This is a genomic window from Acinetobacter kyonggiensis (assembly GCF_900107285.1).
Taxonomy (GTDB): Bacteria; Pseudomonadota; Gammaproteobacteria; order Pseudomonadales; family Moraxellaceae; genus Acinetobacter; species Acinetobacter kyonggiensis.
Genome location: NZ_FNPK01000065.1, coordinates 1 through 2,492, shown reverse-complemented (window position 1 = coordinate 2,492; position 2,492 = coordinate 1). Strand labels below are relative to the sequence as shown.

The window sequence follows — 2,492 nt, the reverse complement described above, 5'->3', positions numbered from 1 at the left end:
AAAAGATTGAAAACCATTTTAAAGCTTTCGACTTAACCTTTTTTTACATCAATAATGGCTTCATTTAATGTCAGCATACTTTTTGAAACACCACCTGTAAGCTATCTTTATGCAAAGTTATAGTATCTAACGCACCTTGACGATCTGTTTTATCTGCTGTCGTAACCAATATTCCATGCGGGAGACCTTCAGTATCAACAATAATATGTCTTTTAATGCCTGAAACTTTTTTACCAGCATCATACCCTTTATCACGTGCAGTATCTGTGTTTTTTACACTTTGTGAATCAATCATGATAAAGCTCGTTTGTTCTTTCCGTCTATTGCTGATACGGGCTTCGCCAACTACATTTTTTTAAAGCTTGCTCAAGTATGCTAGGTTCAGTTTCTGAAGACTTTTTATTCCAAATCGAGAAGTAATAATGCACAGTGCTTTTAGGTGGGAAGTCTCGAGGAAGCATACTCCATTGGCATCCACTTTTTAGAATATAGAGCAATGCGCAAAATACTTCATAGACATCAACGACTTTTGGACGTGTTTGTTTTTTTCCGCTCAATAGTAGCGGTTCAATTTCTTTAAAAGCTTCTCGACTAATGTCGCTGGGATATGGTTTTCTCATGGGGGGAATTTAACAAATTATTTTTTCAATTGCTAAAAAAGAATGAAATTAATACTGGATAGGCTCTAAGCTTAGTGGAACAGTGGCAATATCAAACCTTAGATGATTATGGCTATGTCTTCAGTTTTTTCTGGATGGCTGCGCCATATTTTCTGGGCATGGATGCCAGCCACATGCATCCTAAATACATAGATGCAATCCGCTATATTTTGCACAGTCAATCCAAACCTTAGACTCAAACAGGCCGAATGAATTTAGGCTCAAGCTCCTGCTCATTTCCAAGATTGTAAACATCACAGGAAACTGCCTCAGCCTGATAAATACCGAGGCTACAGCGGTTCAGCCGCTATTTAAAATAGACTTCATAATTAATGACAGAGGTGAATTTTCCAGCATTTACAGGCTTTTTCAGAAACAATACGCCCGCTTCAAAGTTTTTACTCAGCTGCGTTCCTGTACTGTAGCCAAAATCAACCGTGTCATTTAAGCTCAAAGGCGCGCTGTTTCCTGATTCAAACAGGCGGATTCCCACCACATCTTTCATGCCTGTTTCTATGGCAGTGACCGTTTGATCATCCACTTTATACGCCGAACTGAACACGCCAACAAAAGGATATTTTGCGCAGTCTTTGCCATTGGTGGTGACATTAATGGTAAATGGCGTTTTTCTTAGAACGGTATTTAAATCCTGATAAGCATAGTACTTGCCCAAATCCACACTCTGCGTGCTCAGCACAGGGACACATTCCACATAATTGATTTGAACCCCGCTGACTTTTTCCTGAAAATTGCCGTTGCCGTTGCGCCCGCCAATACCGTCAAGCTGGAAAACATCATAGTTTTTCACCGTTGCAGGAAAATTGCTGCCTGAACCGCGCGCCTTAATATATAAAGAATAGGTTAAGGTAATGGTTTGAGGATCTGCACAACGCTTTGAACTTAACCAATTATTTTTACCAATCAAATTACAATTTTGAGAAGCTCTTGAGGTAGACCAGTAGTTATCAGATTGATAGCTGAGCGCGCGCTTGCCGGTCGCGATTGTATCGGTGGTTTTTGTAATGGGATATTCTTGGCCATTAAAACGGATGCCCATAATTAAATTAGAGTTGCCAAAATCGGTCGCTAATTTTTTCGCAGCGTCATCGACATATAAATAAGCATCTTCACTGGAGTTGGTCGTTGCATCATCATAACAGGTAAACGTCGATGAATAAGTTTGCGACTCCCACAATAATGCATTGGTTGCACTATTAAAACTGGTGACCGTAATCGTGCCGACATTTGTGGTATTGGTGGTGTTTTTTGCTGTGTCAATATTAAAATTGCTGGTCGCTTTGCCGCCGGACAGGCAGCGCATGGCCGATGCGCTTTGCACAGCACTTAGACTGATGACGATTAAAAATGCATTCAAAAGTAGTGAAAGCCATTTGCGCTTCATTTAGATTCTCCTGCTTCACATATTAATGCCAGTTCATCGTAACCAATATCACGGCTGCTGAGCTGCGGTAAAGTAAAATGACACTGCTGGTTTTCAGCACTGCCCCATTTCGCGGTCAAAACCTGCCCTGACTCAACATTAGTCAGGTAAGCCTGGCTATCTAATCCTACCAAGCCATAATGGTTGAGGCCTTTCACATCGCTGATTTCCGTACCGGCTGCCAACCCATGGCCTTTATAATTCAAATTGACCAGCACGCTGTAACCTGTCTTCACATCAAATTTTACTTTCACAATCGCATATTTAGTAGGAACAATATCATTCTTCACCAATTCATGGCTTTGTTGCACAAAGATTTGAAATGCAAAGCGCCCCTAATTGAGCCAAATTTAAGGCGTAACTTGGGTAAGTGGTCGACCTAATTCCGTAAA

At 40.9% G+C, this 2,492-nt stretch carries 3 protein-coding genes and 1 pseudogene; 1 reads left to right on the top strand and 3 read right to left on the bottom strand.

The genetic code is table 11. The features are described from left to right. Nucleotides 1-88: 88 nt before the first annotated feature. Nucleotides 89-620, bottom strand: a pseudogene (locus BLV99_RS17930) (IS5 family transposase); the annotation flags it as partial. 74 nt (nucleotides 621-694) lie between these two features. Here BLV99_RS17930 and BLV99_RS18305 point away from each other — a divergent pair. Further along, a complete protein-coding gene (locus BLV99_RS18305) occupies nucleotides 695-853 on the top strand; it encodes a hypothetical protein (protein ID WP_167356351.1) in 159 nt (52 codons plus the stop codon). A gap of 113 nt (nucleotides 854-966) precedes the next feature. On the opposite strand, the gene BLV99_RS17925 is transcribed toward BLV99_RS18305, so the two are convergent. Beyond that, on the bottom strand, nucleotides 967-2,061 hold the full coding sequence (locus tag BLV99_RS17925) for a fimbrial protein (protein ID WP_092693061.1): 1,095 nt from the start codon (nucleotides 2,059-2,061) through the stop codon (nucleotides 967-969). Continuing rightward, nucleotides 2,058-2,411, bottom strand: coding sequence for a FimD/PapC C-terminal domain-containing protein (locus BLV99_RS17920; RefSeq protein ID WP_244516356.1), 354 nt, complete (start codon nucleotides 2,409-2,411; stop codon nucleotides 2,058-2,060). Before BLV99_RS17920 ends, BLV99_RS17925 begins: the two co-directional genes overlap by 4 nt. Between the last annotated feature and the right edge of the window lie 81 nt (nucleotides 2,412-2,492).

Coding starts and splice junctions, on each gene's coding strand:
- BLV99_RS17925 (WP_092693061.1), bottom strand. CDS start 2,061: ATGAAGCGCAAATGGCTTTCACTACTTTTGAATGCATTTTTAATCGTC.